Here is a 24,028-nt window from a genome sequence, read left to right as displayed (position 1 = left end):
AACCGCTTTGAAGGTCATCAAAAAACTAGTTGTTGGGTGCACTGCTCTCAGTGGCCGATCCAGAAGGTTCAGCTGGGATACTTCGTGGATTTGGAGCGGGTGGAGCTGGGGTAGAGTTTGGGTTAATCGCATGTTGCTGTAGTGTAGGCGCATTAATGGCATTGGGCTTTTTCTTGGTCTGCGTTTCAGCCAATTTTTTCTTTTGCTCATCACTCAGCTTTTGATAGGCCGTCCACGCTTCAGCTTTTTTCTCAGCTGGAAACTTGAGGCTGCTGAGATAGTTTTCACGCGCAATGCGACGCTCTTTTTGTGAGAGGTTAGACCAGCTTGACATGCGAGACTGCAGGCGTTGCTGATCTTGCGGACTCATTTTTGGGTAGATATTGGCTACTTGGATCCATTTCTTACGGCTATCGGGAAGCATGTAGTCCCAATCACTTTCCAATGGGGCCAGAATCTGTTGTTGTGCAGGCTTAAGGCCTTCCCATGTTCCATCCGGTTTCTTTTCTGGAATGGCGGGGGCTTTTCCGTGGGCTGCACTTGGCGTTGCTTGTGCGAGCGCAGTAGATGCATGAATACCAAGCATGCACATCACTAGCGCTGCCAAAGCGCTAGCAATAAAAGACTTCGGTGTTTGTAACATCGAGTAGTACTGAATTATTTGCTTTGAACTGAGTCTGTAGCAGAATCGCCAGAATCAGAAAGAGGACCATTCTTCAGGAAAGCTAAGAAGCCACTGTCAGCATAGGCATCGGGTGGGACATCATCAGACAATAGCGCCGCATCTACTTCGGCAATGTCGTTGATACGAGAATCATCTTGCCATTGGGCAATACCAATTAATCCAAATACCAGCACTACAAGAGGCGCTATCCAGCCAAGCGTATCCCACATGCCGTTCGATCCGGAGCTCCAGCTTCCAGCGGTGCCTGCAAATACGGGTTTATGAGCCAATACTTTCTCTGTTTTTCTAACGGAAAGGGCTTTCACGCGAGCTGCATGGAGGCGCTCTTTAATGCCAGCAGGCAGACTCTGGGCGCCTTGGCTAAGCAGGGCGGCACTAGCATGGCCAAATTGGTCTGCTTGGGTCTCGGTAAGTTGGTCATCAAAGTGTTTCACAGCGTAATTCCTTTTAGTTTCAATGCTTTAGCTAGGGTCTGGGTGGCTCTAGAACAATGGGTTTTGACACTTCCTTCGCTACAACTCATTGCTTTAGCGGTTTCAGTAATACTTAGCTCATCCCAATAACGCATCAGGAAGGCTTCTCGTTGACGTACAGGTAATTTAGCAATTTCTGACTCCAAAGCCTGTAAAAGCTGACTCTGTTCAAGCTTTTGAGCCCCATCTTGGTGAATTTCACTGTCATCTGGCGCTGAAAGTGACTCCAAAGGGTCAAAATCATCGTTTTCATCGGCTTTCTTACCCATGTTGGAAAACAGGGTGACCCAGGTATTTCTGACCTTTTGGCGCCGAAACCAGTCGTGGATCCGGTTTTGCAGGATTCTGGTGAATACCAGGGGGAGCTCAGCTGCTGGGCGGTCACCGTATTTTTCAGCCAATTTGATCATGGCATCCTGAACAATATCCATGGCAGCGTCATCATCACGCACGGCATATACGGCTTGCTTAAACGCACGCTGCTCGACACTGCTCAGAAAGTCAGATAGTTCTTGGGCTGATGCCATGCAATGGATTAGACCTGAATCGGTAAGAATTGGGCTATTTTAGGGGATTGCTATAGAATATAAGGCTTACTACCTAGATTCTCATTCAAGAAGTGGTTTTTCCGGTAGCAGCGCCGTTCGAACTCAGGCCACAAGCAAGAGATAGAACAGACCAAACAATTTTTTGCCGAAAATTGCAAAGGACGAAAGAAAATGAATACAAGCAGCGCCGAATTTTTAGCTACTAAGGCTAACAAAGACTCAGCAAATCACAATATCGTAGCAGCACCTCCAGAAATGATTGGTGCAGAGATGCTCGTGCAAGCTTTGCACAAAGAGGGAGTTGAATACGTTTGGGGTTACCCAGGCGGCTCCGTTCTCTTTATCTACGATGAAATTTTTAAACAAGATAAGTTTGAACACATCCTGGTTCGTCACGAACAGGCAGCCGTTCATGCGGCCGATGGTTATGCACGTGCAACCGGTAAGGTTGGCGTTGCATTAGTAACCTCCGGTCCCGGAGTAACCAATGCGGTTACCGGAATTGCAACGGCCTATACCGACTCGATCCCCATGGTGATCATCAGCGGTAACGTACCAACTTATGCAATTGGTGAAGATGCGTTCCAAGAGGCTGATACCGTTGGCATTACTCGCCCAATTGTGAAACATAACTTCTTGGTAAAGGACGTTAAAGATCTTCCTTTGGTACTGAAGAAAGCCTTTCACATTGCACAGACAGGTCGCCCAGGTCCAGTATTGATTGACATCCCCAAGGATGTATCAGCAACTAAGGGTCCATTTGTATATCCAGAAACTCTGGAGATGCGTTCTTACAACCCGGTAGTGAAGGGTCATAGCGGGCAGATCCGTAAAGCTATAGCGTTACTTCAAGAAGCAGAGCGCCCATACATCTATACCGGTGGTGGCATCATTCTTGCAGACGCAGCACCTGAGCTGAAAGAATTCGCAGAGCTGTTGGGTTATCCAGTAACTAATACCTTAATGGGTCTTGGTGGATTTCCTGGTACAAGCCCACAGTTTGTAGGCATGCTGGGTATGCATGGCACATATGAAGCCAATATGGCAATGCAGCACAGTGATGTGTTGATTGCAATTGGTGCGCGTTTTGATGACCGAGTAATTGGGAATACACAGCATTTTGCAAGTCATCCTCGCAAAATCATTCATATTGACATCGACCCTTCCGTGATTTCTAAGCGCGTAAAGGTAGATGTTCCGATTGTTGGCAATCTCAAAGAAGTATTGGTTGAGATGACGGCGCAACTCAAAGCAGCTGGCCCACGTAAAAATGGCGACAAAGTTGCCGCCTGGTGGGATCAGATTAATGAGTGGCGTAAAAAAGATTGCTTGAAGTACGACGAAGCTTCTCAGATTGTGAAGCCACAGTATGTGGTTCAGAAGTTATGGGAACTGACTGGTGGCGATGCTTTCATTACCTCTGACGTAGGTCAGCATCAAATGTGGGCTGCTCAGTACTACAAGTTTGATCAGCCACGTCGTTGGATTAACTCTGGGGGTCTTGGCACCATGGGTGTAGGCTTGCCTTACGCTATGGGCATCAAGAAAGCATTCCCAGATAAGGATGTATTTGCGATTACGGGTGAAGGCTCGATTCAGATGTGCATTCAGGAGCTCTCTACCTGCAAGCAATACAACACCCCCGTGAAGATTGTTTCATTGAATAACCGTTACTTAGGTATGGTTCGTCAATGGCAAGAGCTTACCTATAACAAGCGTTACTCCAGCTCCTACATGGATTCTTTGCCTGACTTTGTAAAATTGGCAGAAGCCTTTGGTCATGTTGGTATGCGCATTGAGAAGAAGTCTGATGTTGAGGGCGCGCTCAAGGAAGCTATTCGCTTAAAAGATCGTACCGTGTTTATGGATTTCCAGACTGACCCAGAAGAAAACGTTTGGCCGATGGTTCAAGCGGGTAAGGGAATTACTGAAATGCTTTTGGGTAGTGAGGATCTTTAATGCGACACATTATTTCTGTATTGATTGAGAACGAACCGGGCGCATTATCACGAGTAGTGGGCCTGTTCTCGGCTCGCGGTTACAACATTGAAGCTTTGAGTGTTGCACCGACTGAAGATCCCTCTTTGTCACGCATTACCATCGTCACCATTGGCTCGGACGATGTGATCGAGCAAATCACTAAGCACTTAAACCGCCTAGTAGAGGTTGTTAAGGTATTTGATCTGAGCGAAGGTCCGCATATTGAGCGTGAGCTCATGATGATTAAGGTGCGTGCTGTTGGTAAGGAGCGTGAGGAGCTAAAGCGCACTACTGACATTTTTCGCGGCCGCATTATTGATGTGACTGATAAGAGCTACACCATTGAATTGACGGGTGATGGCGCTAAGTTAGACGCATTTATTGACTCCATCGATCGTGCATCGATTCTGGAAACAGTTCGTTCAGGCGGCTCTGGTATTGGGCGCGGTGAACGCATCCTCAAAGTTTAATTTTTCAACCGATTTTTTAAGCAATATTTAGATTTTTCAACACAAGGAAATAGCATGAAAGTTTTTTACGATAAAGACGCTGACTTATCCCTCGTTAAGGGCAAGAAAGTCACCATCATTGGTTACGGTTCACAAGGTCATGCGCACGCATTGAACCTTAAGGACTCTGGCGTTAACGTGACTGTTGGTTTGCGCAAAGGTGGCGCATCTTGGAGCAAAGCAGCAAATGCTGGTTTGACAGTAAAAGAAGTTGCTGATGCCGTAAAAGACGCAGATATCGTGATGATGCTATTGCCGGATGAGCAAATCGCCGATGTGTACAACAAAGAAGTGCATGGCAATATCAAGCAAGGTGCTGCGTTAGCGTTTGCACATGGCTTTAACGTGCACTACGGTCAAGTGCAGCCACGTGCTGATTTGGACGTCATCATGATTGCTCCTAAGGCTCCTGGCCATACAGTACGTGGTACCTACGCACAGGGCGGTGGCGTTCCGCATTTGATCGCTGTCTACCAAGATAAATCTGGTTCTGCACGTGATCTCGCTTTGTCATATGCAACAGCCAACGGTGGTGGTCGTGCCGGCATCATCGAAACAAACTTCCGTGAAGAAACTGAAACTGACTTGTTCGGTGAGCAGGCTGTTCTTTGTGGTGGTGCAGTTGACCTGATTAAAACTGGCTTTGAAGTATTGGTTGAAGCTGGATATGCTCCAGAAATGGCTTACTTCGAGTGCTTGCATGAGCTCAAGTTGATCGTTGACTTGATCTACGAAGGCGGTATCGCAAACATGAACTACTCAATTTCAAACAACGCTGAATACGGCGAGTACGTTACTGGCCCACGTGTTGTTACTGCGGAAACTAAGAATGCAATGCGTCAATGCTTGAAAGATATTCAAACTGGCGAATACGCAAAGAGCTTTATCTTGGAAAACAAAGCTGGTGCTCCAACCTTGATTTCTCGTCGTCGCTTGAATGCTGAGCACGAAATTGAAATCGTTGGCGCTAAGTTGCGCGCGATGATGCCTTGGATTGCTAAGAACAAGTTAGTAGACCAGACCAAGAACTAAGAAGTAAAACAAAAGCAGTTCAACAAAAGGCTCAGAACAAAGATGATGTATCCGCACCCCATTATTGCGAAAGAAGGTTGGCCGTATTTAGCACTAGTGGGGGCTGTGACACTATTGGTCCACTTTCTAGGTGGTATTGCTTGGTCATGGCCACTCTGGATTATCTTTATCTTTGTTCTGCAGTTCTTCCGTGATCCACAGCGCATTCCTGCTTTAGGTCGTGATTTGGTTTTATCTCCTGCAGATGGTCGTATCGTTGTTGTTGAAAAAGCCAATGATCCCTATGCTGGTCGTGAAGCACTGAAAATCAGTGTGTTCATGAACGTATTTAATGTTCATTCCAATCGCAGTGCTGTTAATGGCCTAGTAAAAGAGATTCAATATTTCCCGGGTAAATTTGTGAATGCAGATTTGGATAAGGCTTCCACCGAGAATGAACGTAATGCTGTTGTGATTGATGCTAACGGTCAAACAGTGACCTTGGTACAGGTTGCAGGCCTGATTGCACGACGCATTCTTTGTTATACCCATGTGGGTGACCGCCTTAAGGCAGGTGAGCGTTATGGTTTTATCCGCTTTGGATCAAGGGTTGATGTCTATCTACCACTCACAGCTGAACCGTTGGTTAGCGTTGGTGATAAAGTGTTCGCAACAAATACAGCCTTAGCCCGCATGCCAGGCCTGGACTGATTACAACTAAATACTGGGGCTTTCTTTGACTACATTTCGCCGTCGTGGCCGCATTGATCGCAGTCGCCTCGCGCACAGACGCGCAGGTGAGGGTGAACAGTGGGCTGAGGAACTGGGTGATGGACTTGATTTCGAGGTAGAGGAACTCCATCCTCAAAAACCTCGCTTACGCAGCAAGGGAATTTATTTGCTTCCCAATGCATTTACTACAGCGGCTTTATTTTGTGGTTTCTTTGCAATTGTGAATGCGATGAATCACCAGTTTGAAATGGCAGCAATTGCCATTTTTGCCTCCTTGGTATTGGATGGCATGGATGGCCGAGTGGCTCGCATGACAAATACTCAAAGTGCTTTTGGTGAGCAATATGATTCTCTTGCCGACATGGTTTCATTTGGTGTTGCTCCTGCATTAGTTGCTTACGAGTGGGCTTTAAAGGATTTAGGTAAGTGGGGCTGGTTAGCTGCGTTTACTTATTGTGCTGGCGCCGCTTTGCGCTTAGCCCGTTTCAATGTGAATACGGGCGTTGTTGATAAGAAGTTCTTCCAGGGTTTACCAAGTCCAGCGGCCGGCGCACTGATGGCGGGATTTATTTGGTTGGCTGATGACAATAAGATCCCAGTACGCGACACCTTAATTCCCTGGGTGACCTTTTTTATCGCTGTCTATGCTGGCTTGACCATGGTTTCAAATGCCCGTTTTTATAGCGGCAAAGCCCTTGATATTCGTTACCGTGTGCCCTTTGGCGTCATGGTCCTGATGATCCTGACGTTTGTATTAATTTCCTCCAATCCACCTTTGACCTTATTTGGTGTCTTTGTGGTCTATTCTGTGTCGGGCTACGTCATTTGGGCTTGGGAACGACTCAGTGGCAAGCGTTTTAGCTAATTTCAGAATTTTCGGGTATATTAATTCCATGTTCATGAATTTGTCTCTAAACAGCCTCCTTCTACTAGCACTAAGCCTAAAGCTTGGGGCGGGTAAGGCCTGAGTTGATGAGATCCAAATAATCCATTAACCACCACATACCAGCCCCAGCTAATTGCTGGGGTTTTTGTTTTTAAGATTCAAATTGAGTAAATGTTTATAAAGTATTCAAAACCGGAGAGTAGTGATGAGCGATAAAGTAATCATTTTTGATACCACCTTGCGTGACGGTGAGCAATCCCCTGGTGCTTCAATGACCAAGGATGAGAAAGTACGCATTGCTCGTCAATTAGAGCGTCTTAAAGTCGATGTGATCGAAGCGGGATTTGCTGCTAGCTCTGAAGGCGACTTTCAGGCGATCTCAGCAGTCGCTGCTGCCATTAAAGACTCCATTGTGTGTTCATTGGCTAGAGCAAATGACAAAGACATTACCCGTGCTTCTGATGCCTTAAAGGCTGCCAAGGCAAAACGTATTCATGCGTTCTTGGCGACAAGCCCATTGCATATGGCAGTTAAATTGCGTATGTCTCCAGAAGAGGTTTTGGAGCAAGCCAAACGCTCCATTCGCTTTGCCAGAAATTTGGCAGAGGATATCGAGTTCTCGGCAGAAGATGGCTATCGCTCAGAAATGGACTTCTTATGTAGAGTGGTTGAGGCTGTAATTAATGAAGGCGCCACTACCATCAATATTCCAGACACTGTAGGTTATGCGACTCCTGAGTTGTATGGTGAGTTCATTAAAACCTTGCGTACACGTGTACCGAATTCAGATAAGGCTGTTTGGTCTGTGCATTGCCACAATGACTTAGGTATGGCGGTTGCGAATTCTTTAGCAGGCGTGAAGATTGGCGGGGCTCGTCAGATTGAGTGCACCATTAATGGCTTGGGTGAGCGTGCTGGTAATACGGCATTAGAAGAAATTGTGATGTCCTTACGTACTCGTAAGGATTATTTCGATATGGTGTGCGGTATTGATGCCAGTCAAATTGTTCCTGCATCTAAGTTGGTCTCTCAAATCACTGGCTTTGTGGTGCAGCCAAATAAAGCGGTGGTTGGTGCAAATGCCTTTGCTCACGCATCTGGTATTCATCAAGATGGTATTTTGAAGAATCGCGAGACTTATGAAATCATGCGCGCAGAAGATGTGGGCTGGTCTACCAACAAAATCGTCTTAGGTAAATTATCTGGTCGCAATGCATTCAAACAGCGTTTACAAGAATTAGGTATTACGGTTGAAGCTGAAGTGGATTTGAATGAAGCATTTGCTAGATTTAAAGCTTTAGCTGATCAAAAAGCAGAAATCTTTGATGAAGACATCATTGCCATCATGTCAGATTCTGCGGCAGCGGAGGAGGGTGAGCATTACCACTTCATCTCATTGAGTCAGCATTCTGAAACTGGCGAGCGTCCTAAATCACGCATTACCTTTCGCATGGGCGAGAAAGAGGTCAGCTCTGAGGCCGAGGGAAATGGTCCCGTAGATGCAAGCTTGAATGCGATTGAAGAGATCGCTAAGAGCGGCGCAGAGCAATTACTCTATTCAGTCAATGCGATTACTTCAGGTACTCAATCTCAGGGTGAAGTTACCGTGCGATTGGCCAAGGGCGGACGTATTGTGAATGGTGTTGGTACTGATCCAGATATCATTGCTGCCTCTGCCAAGGCGTACTTGTCGGCCTTGAACAAATTGCATGATCCAAGTCAAGCAAAGCTGAATGCACAGATGACACCTTGAGTGGCACCTTCATTTTTTTGTGTAAGCGCTACAAAGATTCTTACTTATTTAAGTCTGAGTTTTTGTAGTACTTAGTGCCCTTGCCAGTGATTTCAGCGGCAAGCCCTGAGTCAGTAATTTGATACATGAGAACACCAGGAGCTACCAAGGTAGCATCTTGATAAGCATCACCCTTTTTCTCATATTTGGCGGCAGCTGTTACTTGCCCACCAAACGTCCATCCGGAATTTACAAAGTCATTCAAGGCAGCTTCAGTTTGGAATATAAAAATATTCTGAAATGATTTAATGCCAAGACCAATGCCTGCTTGAACTTCAGCCATATTCATATAAATTGGTTTGGTGCTGGACTTATTCATTACAACGCCGCTACCACTGCCGCCGCCAGCGATGAGTATCTTCATTCCGAAATTGCTAAAGGTAGCGTAGCCTACAGACTTATCAATCAGCTCCTTGGCCTTTGGCTCAACTTGATAGAGGTGCTTGAGGATTTCATCATTCTTTTTAAGAATGTCCTGTCGTTGTTGGGCAACCGTCTTGTCAGGACCAAAAGGATTGGAGATTTGTGCAAAAGCGGCTTGGTTGAGGCCAAATCCCAAAATAGTGAGGGCTAATAGGGTGCGTAGATAGTTATTCATTATTATAAGTTACTGATTTATATAGATATTTTTATTAATTGTGAGAATTTACTTGTTTAAGCATACCAATAATTGAGGGTCTATTGCGAATTTATAGGGCTCATCTGCTACAATTCGAGGGCTTTGATTTATAAAGCTTTTTTGTAAATTTTGTTAATAACGCACGACACAAAATGGGTGAAAGCTCAAGTGTTCGCAAGTAAGGAGTATTAAAAATGGCAGTTGCTGATATTAAGACGGCGGAAATCGTCAAAGAAAACGCGCGCAGCGCAAACGATACGGGTAGCCCTGAAGTTCAAGTTTCATTGCTAACAGCCCGCATCAATGAATTAACCCCCCATTTCAAGGCTAACGCTAAAGATCATCACAGCCGTCGTGGTTTGTTGAAGATGGTTTCACGTCGCCGTCGCCTCTTGGATTATCTCAAGGGCAAAGATTTGGATCGCTATCGCGCATTGATCGACAAATTAGGTCTCCGTAAGTAATTCTTATCGGTATGCAATGCCATCTTTCTTAGGGTTGTTTCTTCGCAGATCCAGTCTTAAGCAGATGGCATGTTTTTTTGGGCGCTTCAAGTTCATTTGTGTAGGGGATCGTGTCATTCCAATGAGTTTCTGAATGCCCTTCAGAGTCTCCCTGGAATGGCATCCCTTGTGACCTTAAATCGCTCCAGTGTTGTCGTGACACTGCTTTATCCCACGACAAGCGCAATGCTCATGTGAGTTTTGCGTGAACAATTTGGAGAAGATCAGAATGACTATGTTTAAAAAAGCAGTAAAGAGTTTTCAATGGGGTAACCATCAAGTAACGATGGAAACAGGCGAGATTGCTCGTCAATCTGGTGGTGCCGTTATCGTTAACGTTGATGACACTGTAGTAATGGGAACGGTAGTTGCTTCGAAGTCTGCAAAGCCAGGCCAATCCTTTTTCCCATTGACAGTCGATTATTTAGAAAAGACTTACGCAGCAGGCAAGATTCCTGGTGGTTTCTTCCGTCGCGAAGGCCGTCCTTCAGAAGGCGAGACTTTAATCTCCCGTTTGATCGACCGTCCATTGCGTCCTTTATTCCCAGAAGGTTTCTTGAACGAAGTTCAGGTCGTTGTACACGTCTTGTCTATCAATCCAGATGTACCTGCTGATATTCCGGCTTTGATTGCTGCTTCTGCAGCCTTGGCAGTTTCAGGTATTCCATTTGCTGGCCCAGTTGGCGCAGCTCGTGTTGGTTACGCTAATGGCCAATACCTCTTGAACCCAACTCGTACAGAGCAAGCTACTAGCGAACTCGATTTGATCGTTGCCGGTACACAAGCTGCTGTATTGATGGTTGAGTCCGAAGCAAATCAGCTATCTGAAGATGTGATGTTAGGCGCAGTGGTTTATGGTCATGACCAAATGCAAACCGCTATTAACGCAATCAATGATTTAGTGCGTGAAGCTGGTAAGCCAGAGTGGGATTGGACTGCAGCTCCTAAAGACGAGCCATTTATTGCTAAGGTCACTGCATTGGCTGAAGCGCCATTGCGTGAGGCTTATCAGATTCGTCAAAAGGGTGCACGTTCAGACAAGCTCAAAGAAATCTCTAAACATGTATTGGCGAAGTTATCTGAAGAGGGTGACGTTGATGCGGTTGCTGTAAGCGACATCATGTTCGAAATCGAAGCGAAGATTGTTCGTAGCCAGATTTTGAATGGTGAGCCACGCATTGACGGTCGTGATACCCGTACTGTGCGTCCAATTGAAATTCGTAATGGCGTATTGCCACGTACACACGGTTCTGCATTGTTTACCCGTGGTGAAACACAAGCATTGGTAGTTGCTACATTGGGAACTGCCCGTGACGAGCAAATTATCGATGCTCTCGAAGGTGAATACCGCGATCGTTTTATGTTCCACTACAACATGCCTCCGTTCGCTACTGGTGAAACTGGTCGCGTAGGCAGCCCTAAGCGTCGTGAAATTGGTCACGGTCGTTTGGCTAAGCGCGCATTGATTCCAGTATTGCCAAGCCCGGAAGATTTTGCATACAGCATTCGTGTTGTTTCAGAAATCACTGAGTCCAATGGCTCATCATCCATGGCTTCTGTTTGTGGCGGCTGTTTAGCCATGATGGATGCTGGTGTTCCAGTCAAAGCTCACGTTGCTGGTGTAGCAATGGGCTTGATTCTCGATGGCAATCGTTTCGCTGTATTGACCGATATCTTGGGCGACGAAGATCACCTAGGCGATATGGACTTCAAGGTAGCAGGTACTGCAAATGGTATTACTGCACTTCAGATGGACATCAAGGTTCAAGGTATCACTAAAGAGATTATGCAAGTTGCCTTGGCGCAAGCTAAAGAAGGTCGCTTACACATTTTGAGCAAAATGCAAGAAGCGATGGGTTCAGTTCGTACAGAACTGTCAGCACATGCTCCACGCATGGTCTCATTCAAGATTCATCCAGACAAGATTCGTGAAGTCATTGGTAAGGGCGGTGCAACTATTCAAGCCTTGACTAAAGAAACTGGTTGCAGCATCGACATTAAAGATGACGGCACAGTAACTATTGCCTCTACCAGTGCTGAAGGCATGGCAGAAGCAAAGGCACGTATTGAGGGCATTACTGCAGAAGCTGAAGTAGGCAAGATCTACGAAGGCCCAGTTGTGAAGTTGCTCGAGTTTGGTGCTTTGGTAAATATTCTTCCAGGTAAAGATGGTCTATTGCATATCTCTGAAATCTCTAACGAGCGCGTTAAAGAAGTCAAAGATTACTTGCAAGAAGGTCAAGTTGTGCGCGTGAAGTTGTTGGCTGCTGATGAGCGTGGTCGTTTGCGTTTGTCTCTCAAAGCTGCAATGGCAGATGAGGGCGGCAGGATTGCTCCTTTAGCTGGTGCTTCTGAAGCGGTTGCTGATGTTGCCCCTGCCTCTGACGAAACAGCTTAAGTAATTCCGTCTACTACTGCGAGAAGCTCTTATGCGCGTAATGGAAATTAAAGAATTTGGCGCACCAGAAATGTTGGTTGTTGCCACTCGTCCGGATCCAGCGGTCCCGAATGCTGGTACCGGCGAGATTTTGATTAAGGTAATTGCTGCTGGCATTAATCGGCCAGATGTATTGCAGCGCAAGGGTCACTATCCCGTGCCTGCAGGTGCATCTGATATTCCAGGCCTGGAAGTTGCTGGTGAGATTATTGGTGGTGACCTAGCTCATGCCGATAATCTTTTTGGCCTTAAGGTTGGCGATAAGGTTTGCGCTTTAGTACAAGGCGGTGGGTATGCAGAGCTCTGCACGGCCCCCATTGCACAGTGTTTGCCTTACCCAAAAGGCTTTACCGATCAAGAGGCAGCCTCTTTACCTGAAACTTTTTTCACCGTATGGAGCAATATCTTCATGCGTGGTGAGTTATCAGAAGGTGAAACGCTTCTCGTCCAGGGTGGCTCAAGTGGTATTGGTGTAACTGCTATTTTGATTGCAAAAGCTTTAGGTCATAAAGTATTTGTGACCGCCGGCACCGATGAAAAGTGTGCGGCCTGCCTGAAATTGGGCGCTGATCTGGCTATCAATTACAAGACACAAGATTTTGTAGAAGAGGTTAAGAAGGCAACAGATGGCAAAGGCGTTAATGTCATTTTGGACATGGTCACCGGCGCTTATGTACAAAAGGAAATTGATTGCTTGGCTGATGATGGCCGTATTGTGATCATTGCAATTCAAGGTGGATCAAAGGCGGAGGTAAGTACCAATCAAATTCTGCGCCGTCGCCTGACAATCACTGGCTCTACATTGCGTCCACGTCCGGTTTCGTTTAAGAAGCAAATTACTAAACAGCTTTATGAGCATGTTTGGCCGCTATTAAATGCGGGAAAATTAAAGCCTGTTATTTACAAAACTTTCACATTAGACCAAGTTGCAGATGCTCATCGTTTGATGGAATCTTCTGAACACGTTGGTAAGATTGTTTTAACAGTCTAAAAAGCTGCTCTTGAATATGCGACCACTCATCGTTATCGGCAACTGGAAAATGAATGGCAATCTTGCTAGTAATGGAGATTGGATCAAGACCGTTGCCCGTGGCATGGAAAGTGGCATGCCCTCTGGTCGTAAGTTTGCAGTTTGTCCACCGTTTCCTTATCTGACTCAATGTGCTTCATTGATTAAAGAGCATTCGCTGGCATTCCTAAGTTTGGGTGCACAAGATGCATCTGCTGATGTTGCTGGTGCCTACACGGGTGAAGTTGCGGCTTCATCGCTAAAGGAAATGGGTTGTAGTTATGTGATTGTTGGACACTCCGAGCGCCGCCAATTGCATCATGAAGTTGATGAGCTGGTTGCCGCAAAAGCCTTGCAAGTGCTTGATAGTGGAATGACGCCTGTTATTTGCGTTGGTGAGACGGCTGACGATAGAAATTCAGGCAGGGCGGTTGAGGTTGTGCGTGGTCAGGTGGCAAAACAGTTGACTGTGCTTCAGGATCGCTTGGCAGATTGTTTGATTGCTTATGAGCCAGTATGGGCTATTGGCACTGGTAAGGTAGCTACTGCTCAAGTTGCTCAGGACATGCACCGTGCTATACGTCTTCAGTTGGCAGAATTTGATGAGGATGTTGCCTCTCATGTTGGAATTTTATATGGCGGCAGTGTCAAGCCTGACAATGCCGTTGAGTTGTTTGCAATGCCAGATATTGATGGTGGTTTAGTTGGAGGGGCTTCTTTAGATCCCCAAGACTTTCTCGCCATCTGTAAGGCATAGATTTTTATTTGGAGATAAATTGTGGAATGGCTTAAGACTTTATTAATCGTGTTGCAAATCATTTCAGCATTGGCTGTAATTTTGCTGGTGTTGTTGCAGCAAGGTAAGGGTGCTGATATGGGGGCTGCTTTTGGTTCCGGTTCTTCCGGTAGCTTATTTGGCGCCAGCGGTTCCGCTAACTTTTTGTCACATGCAACCGCTATTTTTGCTGCAGTTTTCTTTATTTCTACTCTAGGTATTACCTGGCTTAGCAATAAGAAGGAAGTTAGTCCCGGGGTTCTTTCTGGAACCGTTGCGCCAGTGGTGGCACCAGCCGCTCCAGTGGCCCCTGTCCAGGACCCAACAAAACCTGCAGTTCCTAAGTAAAAAGGTAGGTTTTTACAGATAAAACTACCCCCAATTTAGGGTGGTTCAGTTGTGCAATGCGGTAGAATTGACAGGTTTTGCAAGATGCCGACGTGGTGAAATTGGTAGACACGCTATCTTGAGGGGGTAGTGGCTTAGGCTGTGCGAGTTCGAGTCTCGCCGTCGGCACCAAAAATGAAGAATTTGTAGGGGTTTTTGCTCTACATCAAGGCTTTATGAACTGAAATAGTGAACAATTTGCTGTTTAAAGAATTACCAGACGAACGAATCAGGACCATTTTTTGAATCTCGCTAATTACTTTCCTGTTCTGCTTTTTATCCTCGTAGGTATTGGGGTGGGATTAGTCCCCATGTTCCTCGGAAAGATTTTGGCTCCTTCGAAGCCTGACGCTGAAAAACTCTCTCCATATGAGTGCGGTTTTGAAGCTTTCGAAGATGCGCGTATGAAGTTCGACGTGCGCTATTACCTCATTGCCATTCTTTTTATCCTGTTTGATCTTGAAACTGCATTCCTATTTCCATGGGGTGTTGCTTTGCGTGATATTGGTTGGTTTGGCTACGCCTCTATGGTGATCTTCCTTTTGGAATTCATTGTGGGATTTGTATATATCTGGAAAAAGGGCGCTCTCGACTGGGAGTGATAGATATGGCATTAGAAGGCGTTCTCAAAGAAGGATTTGTTACTACCACTGCGGATCAGTTGATCAACTGGACGCGTAATGGCTCTTTATGGCCGATGACCTTTGGTCTGGCTTGCTGCGCGGTTGAAATGATGCACGCTGGCGCATCTCGTTATGACTTAGACCGTTTTGGCGTTGTTTTCCGCCCATCACCACGTCAGTCTGACCTGATGATTGTTGCTGGTACTTTGTGCAACAAGATGGCTCCAGCATTACGTAAGGTTTACGACCAAATGCCAGAGCCACGGTGGGTTATTTCTATGGGCTCCTGCGCCAATGGTGGTGGCTACTACCATAACTCTTATTCAGTAGTGCGCGGTTGTGACCGCATTGTGCCGGTGGATATTTATGTTCCTGGTTGCCCTCCAACTGCAGAAGCGTTGATCTACGGAATTATTCAGCTGCAATCCAAGATCGCACGGACCAGCACGATTGCGCGGAAGGCCTAAGCAATGTCAGATCGTTTAGTTCAATTAGCCGCAAATCTCGAGAAAGTTCTCGGTAAGCGCATTCATTCTGTTCAAGTTGCCTTAGGTGAGGTAACGGTGGTTGTGAATGCAGATACTTATTTGGAATCTGCTATGTTGCTCCGTGATGATCCATCACTCGCATTTGAACAATTAATTGATTTATGTGGTGTTGATTACCAAGATTTCAGAGATGGGGCATGGAGTGGTCAGCGTTTTGCTGTAGTTAGCCATTTGCTGTCAATTGAGCATAACTGGCGTTTGCGTCTGCGCGTTTTTGCAGCTGATGATGGCTATCCATTAGTGGCCTCCATTACTCCGGTGTGGAACTCAGCCAACTGGTTTGAGCGTGAAGCATTTGACCTCTACGGTATTTTGTTTGAAGGTCATGATGACTTGCGTCGTATCTTGACTGACTACGGTTTCATTGGTCACCCATTTAGAAAAGATTTCCCTATTAGCGGCAATGTAGAAATGCGTTATGACCCCGAGTTAAAGCGTGTTGTCTATCAACCCGTAACGATTGAGGCCCGTGAGATTACTCCACGTATCGTGCGCGAAGAGCAGTACGGAGGCCCAGTTTAAGTCATGACAAAAATTAAGAACTACACCCTCAATTTTGGACCTCAGCATCCTGCGGCTCACGGAGTATTGCGCTTGGTGTTGGAGCTTGATGGTGAGGTGATTCAGCGTGCTGATCCGCATATTGGTTTATTACATCGCGCTACAGAAAAATTAGCAGAGACTCGCACTTGGATTCAAAACGTTCCTTACATGGATCGCTTGGATTATGTTTCCATGATGTCCAATGAACATGCCTATGTCATGGCCATTGAAAAATTGCTGCAAGTAGATGTTCCCCTTCGTGCGCAATACATTCGCGTGATGTATGACGAGCTGACTCGTTTGCTGAACCACTTGCTATGGATCGGTTGCCATGGTCTTGACGTTGGTGCGATGGCTGTCTTCTTGTACGCCTTCCGCGATCGTGAAGATATTTTTGATATGTATGAAGCTGTGTCAGGCGCTCGAATGCATGCTGCTTACTATCGTCCAGGCGGCGTATACCGCGACTTGCCTGATCAAATGGCCCAATATAGTAAATCGAAGATTCGCAGTGAATCCGCTGTAAAACGTTTGAACGAGAATCGTAGCGGTTCTTTACTTGATTTCATTGAACAGTTTGTAAATGGCTTTGATGCCAATGTAGACGAGTATTGCAATCTTCTAACGGATAACCGTATTTGGAAGCAGCGTTTAGTCAATATCGGTATCGTGACACCAGAGCGTGCATTGCAACTAGGCTTTACTGGTCCAATGTTGCGCGGCTCTGGTATCGAATGGGATTTGCGCAAGAAACAACCCTATGAAGTTTATGATCGACTGGACTTTGATATTCCAGTTGGCGTAAATGGTGACTCCTACGATCGCTATTTAGTACGTATGGAAGAAATGCGTCAATCGAATCGAATCATTAAGCAGTGCGTAGCTTGGCTTAAAGCAAATCCAGGTCCTGTCATGAGTGACAACCATAAGGTTTCACCACCGAAGCGTGTGGATATGAAGACCAATATGGAAGAATTGATTCACCATTTCAAACTCTTTACTGAAGGTATTCACGTTCCTGATGGTGAGGCTTACTCAGCGGTGGAGCATCCAAAGGGTGAGTTCGGTATTTACTTAATTTCGGATGGTGCTAACAAGCCTTATCGCATGAAGATTCGTGCCCCAGGTTTTGTGCATCTTTCAGCGATGGATGAAATGTCTCGTGGCCACATGCTGGCTGATGCGGTAACAATTATTGGTACTCAGGATATTGTGTTCGGGGAGATTGACCGCTAATAAGGCGTGCCAAGGATTATTTAATGACAACAACTCTTCAACTCTCCGCTAAGACGCTTGCAGACATTGCCCGCAACGTTGCGAAGTATCCGCCAGAGCAAAAGCAATCTGCTGTGATGGCATCTTTAATTGCTGCCCAGACAGAAGTGGGTTGGGTATCGCCTGAAGTGATTGCAACAGTTGCTCAGATATTAGAAATGCCAACCATTGCAGTAGATGAGGTGGCCACTTTCTACAATATGTATAACACCAAGCCTATTGGTAAATATAAGCTGGTAATCTGCACAAACTTACCTTGCCAATTGACTCATGGTCAGACTGCAGCAACATACCTTAAAGAAACCCTGGGCATTGGATTTAATGAAACCACGTCTTGCGGTACTTTTACTCTCAAAGAGGGTGAGTGCATGGGTGCATGTGGTGATTCACCAGTAATGCTCGTGAATGACAAGCGTATGTGCAGCTTTATGAGCAAAGAAAAAATTGATTCACTCCTTAGTGAACTTCGTGCAGAAGGGAAAGCGGCATGACCAGCTTGCACGATCGCCACATTAAGCCCCTAATCCTCGCAGGATTAAATGGTAGCAATTGGCGTTTAAAAGATTACGAAAGTCGCGGTGGTTATCAACAGTTACGTCGTTTAATTAACGACAAAGTTGCACCTGATGCCATCATTACAGAATTAAAAGCCTCATCTTTGCGGGGCCGTGGTGGCGCAGGCTTCCCAACTGGATTGAAGTGGAGTTTTATGCCACGTCAGTTTCCGGGGCAAAAATATTTAGTTTGCAATAGCGACGAAGGTGAGCCTGGTACTTTTAAAGACCGCGACATCATGCGCTACAACCCACATGCTTTGATTGAGGGCATGATTATTGGTGCTTACACCATGGGTATTTCCGTTGGATATAACTATATTCACGGCGAAATCTGGGAAGTGTATTCACGGTTCGAAGAGGCTCTAGAAGAGGCGCGTGCGGCTGGGTACTTGGGTGACAAGATTCTCGGTAGCGATTTCTCCTTCCAATTACATGCTTCCCCAGGTTGGGGTGCATATATTTGTGGTGAAGAAACTGCATTGCTGGAATCTTTAGAGGGTAAAAAAGGTCAACCTCGCTTTAAGCCACCATTCCCTGCAAGTTTTGGTTTGTATGGCAAGCCAACTACGATCAATAACACCGAGACTTTCGCTGCCGTGCCATTCATTCTGGCAATTGGTGGTCAAGCTTACTTAGATCTTGGCAAGCCAAACAATGGCGGAACAAAGATTTTCTCTGTTTCTGGTGATGTAGTGCATCCAGGTAACTACGAGATCCCATTAGGTACACCATTTGCTGAGCTACTCAAACTGGCTGGCGGTATGCGTGATGGCAAAGCATTAAAGGCAGTGATCCCTGGTGGTTCATCTGCTCCAGTAGTTCCCGGTACTCAGATGATGGATCTGACTATGGATTACGACAGCATCGCAAAAGCAGGTTCGATGCTGGGTTCCGGTGCTGTGATTGTGATGAATGAAACTCGCTGCATGGTTCGTGCATTGGAGCGCTTGTCTTATTTCTATCACGAAGAGTCTTGTGGTCAGTGCACCCCATGTCGTGAAGGTACCGGCTGGTTGTGGCGCATTGTGCATCGTATTGAACATGGTCAAGGGCGTCCAGAGGATTTAGATTTGCTCAACGATGTAGCTGCCAATATCCAAGGGCGTACGATTTGCGCCTTAGGTGATGCAGCTGCAATGCCAGTGCGCGGCATGTTGAAGCATTACATGGATGAATTTGCGTATCACGTAGAACATAAGCGCTGCTTAGATTCTGCACAACCTTTATAAGTTATTGAGTACGGGACATCTTAAAGTGAGCATGGTAGAAATCGAATTAGATGGTAAGACGGTAGAGGTTCCGCAAGGTTCCATGGTGATGCACGCCGCGAATAAGCTCGGCACCTATGTTCCTCACTTCTGCTATCACAAGAAACTATCGATTGCTGCTAACTGCCGTATGTGTTTGGTAGAAGTAGAAAAAGCACCAAAGCCATTGCCTGCTTGCGCCACACCAGTGACCCAAGGCATGAAGGTATTTACCCATTCTGCTAAAGCGGTAGAGGCGCAACGCTCCGTAATGGAGTTCTTGCTGATTAATCACCCATTGGATTGCCCAATATGTGACCAAGGTGGTGAGTGCCAGTTACAAGACTTAGCTGTTGGTTACGGCAAGTCGAATTCACGCTATGACGAAGAAAAGCGTGTTGTATTTCATAAGAATGTTGGTCCATTGATCTCCATGCAGGAGATGACCCGCTGCATTCATTGCACCCGTTGCGTCCGTTTCGGTCAAGAAGTTGCCGGCGTGATGGAACTGGGCATGATCAATCGCGGCGAGCACTCAGAAATTACAACCTTTGTTGGTCAAACAGTCGATTCAGAATTGTCTGGAAATATGATTGATTTGTGTCCAGTAGGCGCATTAACCAGCAAACCATTCCGTTATGAAGCGCGTACCTGGGAATTAGGTCGTAAACGTTCTGTCAGTCCACACGATAGCTTGGGCGCTAACACTACAGTGCAGACAAAAGCCAATAAAGTAATGCGTGTTGTAGCACTTGAAAATGAAGCCATCAATGAGTGCTGGATTAGTGACCGCGATCGCTTCTCCTATGAAGGCTTAAATAGTGGCGATCGTCTGACTACGCCAATGGTGAAGCAGGGCGGTCAGTGGCTAGAAACAGACTGGCAATCAGCGCTCGATTATGTTGCGCACTCATTGAAGACAATTGCTGCTGAAAGTGGCCCAGAGTCCATTGGTGCATTAGCTCATCCAATCTCTAGTATCGAAGAGCTACACCTCTTGCAAAAGATAGTTCGTGGCTTAGGATCTAAGCAAGTTGAAACACGTTTACGTCAAACCGATGTTAAGGCAGCTGCAACTGCACCTTGGTTAGGCATGCCGGTTGCTAAATTAAGTGAGCTAGATCGCGCGCTGTTCATTGGTAGTTTCCTGCGTAAGGATCAACCCATTATTGCGTCACGCATCCGTACAGCTGCCAAGCGTGGATTGCAAGTCATGCGCATTGATGCTGGTGGTGACGATTGGTTAATTCCAAATAGTGGTATTTCAGCAGCACCTAGTGCTTGGCTCAATAGCTTGAGTGAAGTTGCATTGGCGGTAGCAAAAGCAAAATCTGTTTCTGCTCCAGCGGGAACTTTCAATTTACCGGTATCTCCAGCAGCGCAAAAGATCGCTGATAGTCTCATTTCTGGCTCAAGCAAGGCTGTATTCCTTGGTTCGTCTGCAGTTGCACATCACCATGCATCTGATTTACATGTCATGGCGCAATTTATTGCAGATCAAACTGGCGCTACATTAGGTTTCTTGCCGGTTGGTGGCAATGCTGTTGGCGCGGCCTTAGTAAACGCAAATGGTGCTGGAGTTGAATCGGTACTTTCAGGTGATCGTCGCGCAGTGGTGCTCATGAATATCGAGCCAGATTCTGATTTGCCGAATCCAGCTCAAGCTCGGGCGGCCTTAGCCAAAGCAAATACGGTAATTGCATTGAGTGCGTATCAGAGTGCTGATTTACTTGAGGTAGCTGACGTAATCCTCCCGATCTCTCCTTTTACAGAAACCGTTTCTACTTTCGTTAATGCAGAAGGCAGAGCACAGACTATTCAACCATCAGTGAAGCCTTTGGGCGACTCTCGTCCAGCATGGAAGGTGCTACGAGTACTTGGCGGCCTTATAGGTCTTGATGGTTTCTTATTCAACCTTCCTGAAGAAGTATTGGGTGAAGCCTTGAGTGAGAACTATTGCACTCTTCTGAATAACAAAGCGGCTAGCAACACCATTGCCAATGGCAATCTTGCCCCATTTGATGGCCTTGAGCGTTTGGCTGATGTCAATATTTATGCTGGCGACCCTATTGTGCGCCGTTCACCTGCCTTGCAATTAACACGCGATGCAAAGCGCGGCATTCAAGCGGGCTTAAATCAAAAACTATTTACAGAGCTAGGCTTGAAAGAGGGTGATGCAGTCCGCGTATCTCAGGGTAATCAGTCTGTTGATATGCCAGCCACATTAGAAGTAAATCTTGCGCCAGGAGCTGTCAGAATATCTGCCGGCACCATGGCTAGTGCCAAATTGGGATCGATGTTTGGTCCAGTGACTGTTAGTAAGGCCTAAGGTAGTAGATGGATAATTTCTTGAGCCTCATCACAACCCAGGGCGAAGCCATCTTCGGTTCTTTATGGCCGCTTGTTTGGGCTTTGGTGCGTATTGTCATCATCGTATTACCAATGTTTGGCTGCGTAGCGTACCTAACTCTTTGGGAAAGAAAGCTCATTGGCTGGATGCATATCCGTCTTGGGCCTAATCGCGTTGGTCCACTAGGATTGTTGCAGCCGATTGCTGATGCATTGAAGCTTTTAATGAAGGAGATCATTGCTCCTGCTCAAGCTTCTAAGGTTTTGTACTTCATTGCCCCAATCATGGTCATCATGCCTGCTTTTGCAGCTTGGGCAGTGATTCCTTTTCAAGCCAAGATGGTTCTTGCCGATGTCAATGCTGGCCTGCTATATATCATGGCGATTTCATCGATTGGTGTGTATGGTGTCATTCTTGCCGGTTGGTCTTCAAACTCTAAATACCCATTCTTAGGTGCAATGCGGGCTTCGGCGCAAATGATCTCTTACGAGATTGCTATGGGCTTTGCCTTGGTCACCGTCTTATTGACCTCGGGCTCTTTGAATCTGAGCACTATTGTTGCTTCACAAGAGCAGGGCTTCTTTGCAGAGATGGGTCTGAACTTCCTCTCTTGGAATTGGTTGCCATTGCTACCAATGTTCTTGATCTACTTTATTTCTGGCGTTGCTGAAACCAATCGTCACCCGTTTGACGTAGTTGAAGGTGAGTCGGAGATTGTTGCTGGACATATGGTTGAGTATTCAGGGATGTCTTTTGCGATGTTCTTCTTGGCTGAATATGCCAATATGATCTTGATTGCAGCTGTCGCATCGATCATGTTCCTCGGTGGATGGTTGCCTATTGTTGATTTGCCGATTCTGCGCGATATCCCAGGTTTCTTCTGGCTATTTGGTAAAACCTTCTTCCTCTTGTCCTGTGTGATTTGGTTGCGTGCCACTTTGCCACGCTATCGCTATGACCAAATCATGCGTTTGGGTTGGAAGATCTTTATTCCCATCTCAGTATTCTGGGTGGTTGTCGTTGGTGCATGGGTAGTGTCACCATGGAATATTTGGAAATAAGTTGATCAATCATGTTTAAGAAAATTTCCCAATTCCTCGATAGCTTGATGCTCAAAGACATTTTGACTGGTATGTCTATTACCGGTCGCTATCTCTTTAAACCCAAAATTACTGTTCAATACCCAGAAGAGAAGACGCCATTGTCCCCACGTTTCCGTGGACTTCATGCTTTACGTCGTTATGAAAGCGGCGAAGAACGTTGTATTGGCTGTAAGTTGTGTGAAGCGGTGTGTCCTGCATACGCCATCACGATTGAAACAGCTCAGCGTGATGATGGTACCCGTCGCACAACGCGCTATGACATTGATTTAACTAAATGTATCTTCTGCGGTTTCTGTGAAGAAGCTTGTCCTGTTGATGCTATCGTTGAAACCAATATTTTTGAGTATTTTGGCGACAAGCGCGGTGATTTGTATTTCACAAAAGACATGCTTTTGGCTGTAGGCGATAAGTACGAAAAAGATATTGCCGCTAACCGTGCAGCTGATGCACCTTATCGCTAATCGGATAGAGCACAATCACTATGACATTTGATCCATCCACTTTATTTGCTATTTTCTTCTACGGATTTGCAGGCTTGCTTGTTATTTCTGCGCTACGGGTGATTACAGCTCGTAACCCAGTGCATGCTGCATTATTTTTAGTTCTAGCATTCTTCTGCGCTTCTGGTCTTTGGATGCTTCTGAAAGCTGAGTTCTTGAGCCTGGCACTTATCTTGGTTTATGTAGGTGCCGTGATGGTTCTTTTCCTATTCGTGGTGATGATGTTGGATCTCGATTTGGAGCATTTACGCCGTGACTTCAGAAAGTATTTGCCTGTTGCTTTCTTAATGGGCGCTGTCATTGTTTTGGAGCTATCGATTGTGATCATTCGTAGCTTTATAGGCACAAATGCACCTGTACAGCCAATGCCAGATGAGATTGCCGCCAACAATACATTAGCTCTGGGCAGATTGATTTTTGTAGATTATGTTTATGCCTTTGAGGTCGCTGGTGTCATCCTCTTAGTAGCCATTATTGCTGCTGTAGCTTTGACACTGCGCAATCGCAAGGATTCGAAATCACAAAATATTCATGAGCAAGTTAATGTGGTTGCAGCAGACCGGATGCGTGTTGTGAAGATGGGTTCGGATTTGGCTGCTAAGCAAGACTCTAGAGGGGAGAAGAAATGAATATCACTCTAGCTCACTATTTAGTACTTGGCGCAATTTTATTTGCTACCAGTGTTATTGGCATCTTCTTAAATCGTAAGAATGTCATCGTACTCTTGATGGCAATTGAATTGATGCTTCTAGCGGTCAATATGAACTTTGTTGCTTTCTCCCATTATTTGAGTGATATGGCAGGTCAAGTATTCGTATTCTTTATTCTGACTGTGGCAGCTGCTGAGGCAGCTATCGGCTTGGCAATCTTGGTTGTGCTCTTCCGCAAGGTTGACACCATTAATGCCGAGGATCTTGACCACCTAAAAGGCTAGTC

Annotated in this window: 26 protein-coding genes and 1 tRNA gene; 23 read left to right on the top strand and 4 right to left on the bottom strand. The window is 46.0% G+C overall.

The features are described from left to right. Positions 1–25 precede the first annotated feature (25 nt). Genes ICN13_RS04840 through ICN13_RS04830 form a run of 3 tightly spaced genes read right to left on the bottom strand, consistent with a single transcriptional unit; the run spans position 26 to position 1,685 of the window. Positions 26–643, bottom strand: coding sequence for a DUF3106 domain-containing protein (locus tag ICN13_RS04840; protein WP_216139205.1), 618 nt, complete (start codon positions 641–643; stop codon positions 26–28). Positions 644–657: 14 nt separating this feature from the next. Further along, positions 658–1,119: a DUF3619 family protein gene (locus ICN13_RS04835; protein WP_216139204.1), complete on the bottom strand. Its 462-nt coding sequence runs from the start codon at positions 1,117–1,119 to the stop codon at positions 658–660. Then, positions 1,116–1,685, bottom strand: coding sequence for an RNA polymerase sigma factor (locus ICN13_RS04830; protein WP_216139203.1), 570 nt, complete (start codon positions 1,683–1,685; stop codon positions 1,116–1,118). The genes ICN13_RS04835 and ICN13_RS04830 overlap by 4 nt, the downstream gene beginning before the upstream one ends. 192 nt (positions 1,686–1,877) lie before the next feature. Here ICN13_RS04830 and ICN13_RS04825 point away from each other — a divergent pair, with 192 nt between their 5' ends. From ICN13_RS04825 to ICN13_RS04800, 6 genes are all read left to right on the top strand, one after another. Continuing rightward, positions 1,878–3,665 (top strand): acetolactate synthase 3 catalytic subunit, encoded by a 1,788-nt coding sequence (locus ICN13_RS04825; protein ID WP_216139202.1) that lies wholly within the window; start codon positions 1,878–1,880, stop codon positions 3,663–3,665. After that, on the top strand, positions 3,665–4,156 hold the full coding sequence (gene ilvN / locus ICN13_RS04820; protein WP_216139201.1) for an acetolactate synthase small subunit: 492 nt from the start codon (positions 3,665–3,667) through the stop codon (positions 4,154–4,156). The genes ICN13_RS04825 and ilvN overlap by 1 nt, the downstream gene beginning before the upstream one ends. A gap of 54 nt (positions 4,157–4,210) precedes the next feature. Next, positions 4,211–5,227: a ketol-acid reductoisomerase gene (gene ilvC, locus ICN13_RS04815; RefSeq protein ID WP_216139200.1), complete on the top strand. Its 1,017-nt coding sequence runs from the start codon at positions 4,211–4,213 to the stop codon at positions 5,225–5,227. 42 nt (positions 5,228–5,269) lie between these two features. Beyond that, positions 5,270–5,917, top strand: coding sequence for a phosphatidylserine decarboxylase (locus tag ICN13_RS04810; RefSeq protein WP_216139199.1), 648 nt, complete (start codon positions 5,270–5,272; stop codon positions 5,915–5,917). Between the two features lie 25 nt (positions 5,918–5,942). Beyond that, positions 5,943–6,803 (top strand): CDP-diacylglycerol--serine O-phosphatidyltransferase, encoded by an 861-nt coding sequence (gene pssA / locus ICN13_RS04805; RefSeq protein ID WP_216139198.1) that lies wholly within the window; start codon positions 5,943–5,945, stop codon positions 6,801–6,803. Positions 6,804–7,029: 226 nt separating this feature from the next. Next, positions 7,030–8,577, top strand: a complete 1,548-nt coding sequence (locus ICN13_RS04800) for a 2-isopropylmalate synthase (protein WP_216139197.1) — start codon at positions 7,030–7,032, stop codon at positions 8,575–8,577. 40 nt (positions 8,578–8,617) lie between these two features. Here the strand turns inward: ICN13_RS04800 and ICN13_RS04795 are convergent, their stop codons facing one another. Next, positions 8,618–9,214: a YSC84-related protein gene (locus tag ICN13_RS04795; RefSeq protein ID WP_216139196.1), complete on the bottom strand. Its 597-nt coding sequence runs from the start codon at positions 9,212–9,214 to the stop codon at positions 8,618–8,620. Between the two features lie 215 nt (positions 9,215–9,429). Between ICN13_RS04795 and rpsO the strand changes: the two genes are divergently transcribed. From rpsO to nuoK, 17 genes are all read left to right on the top strand, one after another. Then, the gene (gene rpsO, locus ICN13_RS04790; protein ID WP_068948469.1) at positions 9,430–9,699 is read left to right on the top strand and encodes a 30S ribosomal protein S15; all 270 of its coding nucleotides are present in this window, start codon (positions 9,430–9,432) and stop codon (positions 9,697–9,699) included. Between the two features lie 268 nt (positions 9,700–9,967). Beyond that, a complete protein-coding gene (gene pnp, locus ICN13_RS04785) occupies positions 9,968–12,136 on the top strand; it encodes a polyribonucleotide nucleotidyltransferase (RefSeq protein ID WP_216139195.1) in 2,169 nt (722 codons plus the stop codon). 31 nt (positions 12,137–12,167) lie between these two features. Further along, positions 12,168–13,166 carry an NAD(P)H-quinone oxidoreductase gene (locus ICN13_RS04780; protein WP_216139194.1) on the top strand — a complete coding sequence of 333 codons (999 nt, stop codon included), beginning with the start codon at positions 12,168–12,170 and terminating at the stop codon, positions 13,164–13,166. A 16-nt stretch (positions 13,167–13,182) separates the two neighbouring features. Further along, entirely contained in the window at positions 13,183–13,941 is a 759-nt protein-coding gene (gene tpiA, locus ICN13_RS04775) for a triose-phosphate isomerase (RefSeq protein ID WP_216139305.1), read from the top strand. A 21-nt stretch (positions 13,942–13,962) separates the two neighbouring features. Next, positions 13,963–14,307, top strand: coding sequence for a preprotein translocase subunit SecG (gene secG / locus ICN13_RS04770; protein WP_216139193.1), 345 nt, complete (start codon positions 13,963–13,965; stop codon positions 14,305–14,307). A gap of 86 nt (positions 14,308–14,393) precedes the next feature. Beyond that, positions 14,394–14,478: transfer RNA gene (locus tag ICN13_RS04765), tRNA-Leu, on the top strand. 110 nt (positions 14,479–14,588) lie between these two features. Continuing rightward, positions 14,589–14,948: an NADH-quinone oxidoreductase subunit A gene (locus tag ICN13_RS04760; RefSeq protein ID WP_011902892.1), complete on the top strand. Its 360-nt coding sequence runs from the start codon at positions 14,589–14,591 to the stop codon at positions 14,946–14,948. Between the two features lie 5 nt (positions 14,949–14,953). Further along, positions 14,954–15,436 carry an NADH-quinone oxidoreductase subunit B family protein gene (locus tag ICN13_RS04755; RefSeq protein ID WP_011902891.1) on the top strand — a complete coding sequence of 161 codons (483 nt, stop codon included), beginning with the start codon at positions 14,954–14,956 and terminating at the stop codon, positions 15,434–15,436. Between the two features lie 3 nt (positions 15,437–15,439). Beyond that, positions 15,440–16,039: an NADH-quinone oxidoreductase subunit C gene (locus tag ICN13_RS04750; protein WP_216139192.1), complete on the top strand. Its 600-nt coding sequence runs from the start codon at positions 15,440–15,442 to the stop codon at positions 16,037–16,039. Positions 16,040–16,042: 3 nt separating this feature from the next. Then, complete coding sequence (locus ICN13_RS04745) at positions 16,043–17,296, top strand: NADH-quinone oxidoreductase subunit D (protein WP_216139191.1); 1,254 nt, start codon at positions 16,043–16,045, stop codon at positions 17,294–17,296. A gap of 23 nt (positions 17,297–17,319) precedes the next feature. Beyond that, positions 17,320–17,826, top strand: coding sequence for an NADH-quinone oxidoreductase subunit NuoE (gene nuoE / locus ICN13_RS04740; RefSeq protein ID WP_216139190.1), 507 nt, complete (start codon positions 17,320–17,322; stop codon positions 17,824–17,826). Next, entirely contained in the window at positions 17,823–19,121 is a 1,299-nt protein-coding gene (gene nuoF, locus ICN13_RS04735) for an NADH-quinone oxidoreductase subunit NuoF (RefSeq protein ID WP_216139189.1), read from the top strand. The genes nuoE and nuoF overlap by 4 nt, the downstream gene beginning before the upstream one ends. 31 nt (positions 19,122–19,152) lie before the next feature. Further along, the gene (gene nuoG / locus ICN13_RS04730) at positions 19,153–21,468 is read left to right on the top strand and encodes an NADH-quinone oxidoreductase subunit NuoG (protein ID WP_216139188.1); all 2,316 of its coding nucleotides are present in this window, start codon (positions 19,153–19,155) and stop codon (positions 21,466–21,468) included. Between the two features lie 8 nt (positions 21,469–21,476). Beyond that, positions 21,477–22,550 (top strand): NADH-quinone oxidoreductase subunit NuoH, encoded by a 1,074-nt coding sequence (nuoH, locus tag ICN13_RS04725; RefSeq protein WP_216139187.1) that lies wholly within the window; start codon positions 21,477–21,479, stop codon positions 22,548–22,550. An 11-nt stretch (positions 22,551–22,561) separates the two neighbouring features. After that, complete coding sequence (gene nuoI / locus ICN13_RS04720) at positions 22,562–23,053, top strand: NADH-quinone oxidoreductase subunit NuoI (protein WP_216139186.1); 492 nt, start codon at positions 22,562–22,564, stop codon at positions 23,051–23,053. A gap of 20 nt (positions 23,054–23,073) precedes the next feature. After that, positions 23,074–23,721, top strand: a complete 648-nt coding sequence (locus ICN13_RS04715; protein ID WP_216139185.1) for an NADH-quinone oxidoreductase subunit J — start codon at positions 23,074–23,076, stop codon at positions 23,719–23,721. Further along, on the top strand, positions 23,718–24,026 hold the full coding sequence (gene nuoK / locus ICN13_RS04710) for an NADH-quinone oxidoreductase subunit NuoK (protein ID WP_216139184.1): 309 nt from the start codon (positions 23,718–23,720) through the stop codon (positions 24,024–24,026). The genes ICN13_RS04715 and nuoK overlap by 4 nt, the downstream gene beginning before the upstream one ends. Positions 24,027–24,028 lie beyond the last annotated feature (2 nt).

This window comes from Polynucleobacter sp. MWH-Berg-3C6 (assembly GCF_018881855.1).
Lineage (GTDB): Bacteria > Pseudomonadota > Gammaproteobacteria > Burkholderiales > Burkholderiaceae > Polynucleobacter.
Note: the sequence above shows the minus strand (reverse complement) of the source record. Positions and strands in the feature narration are given on the sequence as shown.